Annotated in this window: 5 protein-coding genes and 1 pseudogene; 4 read left to right on the forward strand and 2 right to left on the reverse strand. The window is 42.2% G+C overall.

The features are described from left to right. Window positions 1–74 precede the first annotated feature (74 nt). Window positions 75–428: pseudogene (locus QUA25_RS28800) on the reverse strand (Uma2 family endonuclease); the annotation flags it as partial. A gap of 261 nt (window positions 429–689) precedes the next feature. Here QUA25_RS28800 and QUA25_RS28805 point away from each other — a divergent pair. Further along, window positions 690–1,064: a hypothetical protein gene (locus QUA25_RS28805; protein ID WP_333043082.1), complete on the forward strand. Its 375-nt coding sequence runs from the start codon at window positions 690–692 to the stop codon at window positions 1,062–1,064. Window positions 1,065–1,170: 106 nt separating this feature from the next. Here the strand turns inward: QUA25_RS28805 and QUA25_RS28810 are convergent, their stop codons facing one another. After that, window positions 1,171–1,440, reverse strand: coding sequence for a hypothetical protein (locus QUA25_RS28810; protein ID WP_190660572.1), 270 nt, complete (start codon window positions 1,438–1,440; stop codon window positions 1,171–1,173). A gap of 254 nt (window positions 1,441–1,694) precedes the next feature. Here QUA25_RS28810 and QUA25_RS28815 point away from each other — a divergent pair, with 254 nt between their 5' ends. The 3 genes from QUA25_RS28815 (at window position 1,695) to QUA25_RS28825 (ending at window position 3,761) form a co-directional block, all read left to right on the forward strand. Continuing rightward, a complete protein-coding gene (locus tag QUA25_RS28815; RefSeq protein ID WP_333043084.1) occupies window positions 1,695–2,918 on the forward strand; it encodes a hypothetical protein in 1,224 nt (407 codons plus the stop codon). A gap of 10 nt (window positions 2,919–2,928) precedes the next feature. After that, window positions 2,929–3,162 carry a hypothetical protein gene (locus tag QUA25_RS28820; RefSeq protein ID WP_333043085.1) on the forward strand — a complete coding sequence of 78 codons (234 nt, stop codon included), beginning with the start codon at window positions 2,929–2,931 and terminating at the stop codon, window positions 3,160–3,162. A gap of 122 nt (window positions 3,163–3,284) precedes the next feature. Then, complete coding sequence (locus QUA25_RS28825) at window positions 3,285–3,761, forward strand: restriction endonuclease subunit R (RefSeq protein WP_333043086.1); 477 nt, start codon at window positions 3,285–3,287, stop codon at window positions 3,759–3,761. The last annotated feature ends 54 nt before the right edge of the window (window positions 3,762–3,815 follow it).

Genomic DNA, 3,815 nt, shown 5'->3' on the forward strand with positions numbered 1-3,815 from the left:
GCTGCCTATCTTTTTTTACCACAAGTTGGCTCAATCCTTACTAAATATGGGTTTGGGGCGGGTTGTCACCCCCCCAGGACAAAATCAGGACAAATCGGCGGAAATTTCTCTTGTTGTTCATCCGTTAAAGCAGACCATCTTTCCAAGCTAACCCAAGCCGCATCAGGCGATCGATCGCCTTTATTAGGCAACCGAAAAATTGTTGAAGAACTAAACACTCTCCCTAGCTGAGTTTGACGGTTCCACAAGCCCAAATCAGTAATTAAATCGGCTTCTCGATTGCCGCTGACTCCGCCTACTGGTGACATAATGATAATTTCTCCTTTAGCAGTCCGTTCAAATTGCCAATCTTGATTCATCTGGCATAAACGGTAAAACTGTTCGTCTGTGAGTTCGACAGTATCTAAGTTTAAAGTAACGGTCGTCATTTTTCCTAACTCCCTAAAAATATGAGTCCTGCAAACTTATTTGAGCGTCGCATTTTGTCAATTTTAACATCACTCTCCATAGCCCGGACTTAAGCTTTAATACAAGGGCTTAAGCCCCATCCCGACTATTGCGAGGTGCAAAATATTAGTTAAAAATATAATTAAGTTCCATCGCCTAATTCCCACCTCAATCAAAAAATGCTATAATATCAACTTTAATTGCTAAACTTATCCCGCCAGCAGAGAACACAGGAAAATAATATGGTGATTATTACCTCACAACAAATTGCCCAATTTCGCTCACAATTAGCCGAATATCCCGAAGCCCTAAAAGCCCTAGACGCCATCGAAGATTGCGAAGGTAACATCGAAGATGCAGCGATATCTCTAGCAATTCAAGCCGGCCAAGAACCGAATATCTCGGAAAATTGGTTAGACGGATTGGCAAAAAGATGCCGCGTTGCTATCTGCAAATCAGAGGTTAAAGAAGAGTTGAAAAACGGACAATTGAATGCAGCATTTAGAGATTTAGTAGCAGCAAAAATTTGCCCTAATATTTTGGTTACTTCGGTGATTATTTATGTATTTAAAACTGGGGTGGATGAGTTTTGTGAACCTCTCGAATATAAACTATAAGGCAATCCAGACATTTAAAAAGTAGGTGAGGCGAAGCTATCCCGAAGGGTAGGGAATCGCCCTCATTTCTCAAAACATGATACAACGAGGTGATCGCAACTCTTTTCTACCCCTTTGCACTACTGTACCCAGCCGGCCTTAAATCCGGGGACAAACCCAAAGATTTCCCCAGCAAACGAGCAAGTTGCACTAAAAAATTAGCAGTATCTTCGTCACCTTCGCGCGCCATTGAAGCCGATATCTGGATTAGCATTTGCACAAATCCCGCATCAATTAAATCGGAACAGGAACTCAAAACCTCTGGTTCTTGGCCGTTGGGACAAGTAAGCACTCGCTCGATTAAGTTCAAATAAGCCTCTTGGCGTTCTGGATTCATTTTGGCAGAAGCTGTACAGTAAATAATTTATTATTACGTTTAACTCAGCCCTGTCAATCAGGCGATCGAATAAGCGATCCCCGTTTTTACTCTAGAAACTCCATTCAGTCAGGAATAGACAGAAGCTTAAAGAAAATCTTAAGTTTCTCCATGCTAGTTTAGTCGAGGTAAGCTGCCCCGATGCGCCCCCTCAAATTCAAGCTAAGCTGCGCCAATAATAACCCTAAGATTCAAGGGAATTAAGAATATACAAAATGAAAATAGGAATATTTTTAGGAAATCTAGGAAACCCCGCCATCTACTATCCCAAACTCGCCACAATTACCGGCGGAGTCGCGGCGAGTATTTTTCTTTGCCAATTATTGCAATGGCAATCACAAAAGTCCAACTCCGGCGAATGGGTGAAAACTAACAGCAGCGAAATAGAAAAAGCCACTGGTTTGAATCACGAAGAACAAGAACTCGCGAGACGCCTGCTAAAAGTGCGATCGCTCCTGAAAGAAAAATTAACGACTCCCAACACAGACACCCTAGAACTCTGGGCGAACATTGATGCTTTCGAGGAAAAACTCAATAACTTTTGGACACCGAATCCGCCAGATACTATAACACCGATAAGTCGCGAAAACAACAATCACCCTGTAGAAATCTTCCGCGAAACATCACCCCCAAATCATGTAGTTAAAACCGACAAATATTTCGGGCAACCCCGCCAGCAAATAGCCGTTGCTGTCACCCCGAATTACCGATTTAGCGGCCCTTGGAATTCCCAAGAACAACTGCACAACTTTCAGCGAGCTTTAGAAGCATATGCTCAAGAGCGCAGCTTAGGATTTGGCAATCCTTCTGGATGGGCATTTAAAATTATTGACAGCATGACAAAAGGCTTAACCTCGACTTTTTGGGATGAATTTATCGCCGGAATCCCTTTAGGAGAAAGTCAGAAAGTTAAGCGAGATTGGGAAATCGAACCAGAAGTGCCTTATCCTGCCTTTGAAGAGGAGCGAATTCAGTATTACGTGCACAAAGGTGAACCGCTAGAAGCAGCAGTCTCTAAAGCCCGTGCTGATTTGAGAAACCCGGTTTTGGGCAAAGATTTGTGGGAGGGATTTTTGCGAAAGTGCGATCGCCTTGCTGATGATGCACTCAAAGCCAAAAACCAGGGCGTTGACACACCATATCTGCCCTCTTCCTTCAACGAAAAACCGCAAATCACCAAGGATAGCGTAATGCGGAAATTAGGGGCGATCGCGCCGCAATTAGCCCTCAATCAATCCACATCTGACCAGATTCCAGCACTGCCGAAACTTGCTGAAACAACATCGCCAACTCCCGCCGAAATTCCCAGTATTTCCTCTTTGCAAAAAGCTTACCAAACTCCTCTGGGCAGAAGTATAGTTGAAAAACAAATCGCTGCCAACCCCGACTGGGGCTACGAAATAGTTGACGGCGAAATCGTAGAATCTATCCCTTTTTAATGAGGCTGATATGAAACGAATTAGCGAGATTAACCCCCTGGGAGAAGAGCGACCAAATCCTTCTGAGGAAGAGAGAGAAAACCTGCGGGAGGAAAGGTGGCAGCGAGAAAGAGATGAAGCATATCAAATGTTAGTTGAACTCTGCAATTTGGGCGAATATGACATGGCCGAGCAGTTGGCAAATAGACATTTTAATTGGGGTTATAAAATACTTAATGGGATGGTGATGGAAAGGATAGATTAGGTTCGTAGTAAGGACTTTAGTCCTTAAGGCAAAGATTGAAAGGACTAAAGTCCTTACTACAAACCTATATTTAAATTAGGGTTAAGTTTTAATTCTAATTAAAAATTAAATAACTATCAAACATGACAACAACTATTAACGCCAAAAATATAACGCTCGGTGAAGTCAGTCAATTTTTGAAATTCCAAGAGCAGCTTAATAATGACACCTACACAAATTTTTTCTCCTTAGAATCCTTAACAGAGATAGAACAGTTAGAACTCGCCCAAATCCGCAACGATTTTCGCGAATACCTCTCAGTGGAAAGAGTCTCTGAAGGACTGGTACAGGCCTTAACTACGTTTCCCTTAGTGCGATTGGCTGGCTTCTACCGCCGCCCAATAAAGATGAGTCTAGAACAAGACATTGCTAACATAACTATAGAAGATGAAGACACAACGATTACAGGCAGATTTGACATTTTAGCAATTAATAAAGAGAAACAAATTGCCGCTGATATACCATTTTGGGTTTTAGTAATAGAATCTAAAAATAGTCTAATTGCTCCCCGCGCTGGTTTGCCCCAACTTCTAACTTATACCATTTTTTTAAAGATGTGATAGACTTGTGTTCAAAGTAAAGGAGACAATTACAATGTCTGGTCGTCCTCATAT

This window comes from Microcoleus sp. Pol17C6 (assembly GCF_036701145.1).
Lineage (GTDB): Bacteria > Cyanobacteriota > Cyanobacteriia > Cyanobacteriales > Microcoleaceae > Microcoleus.

Coding starts and splice junctions, on each gene's coding strand:
- QUA25_RS28825 (WP_333043086.1), top strand. CDS start 3,285: ATGACAACAACTATTAACGCCAAAAATATAACGCTCGGTGAAGTCAGT.
- QUA25_RS28810 (WP_190660572.1), bottom strand. CDS start 1,440: ATGAATCCAGAACGCCAAGAGGCTTATTTGAACTTAATCGAGCGAGTG.
- QUA25_RS28805 (WP_333043082.1), top strand. CDS start 690: ATGGTGATTATTACCTCACAACAAATTGCCCAATTTCGCTCACAATTA.
- QUA25_RS28820 (WP_333043085.1), top strand. CDS start 2,929: ATGAAACGAATTAGCGAGATTAACCCCCTGGGAGAAGAGCGACCAAAT.
- QUA25_RS28815 (WP_333043084.1), top strand. CDS start 1,695: ATGAAAATAGGAATATTTTTAGGAAATCTAGGAAACCCCGCCATCTAC.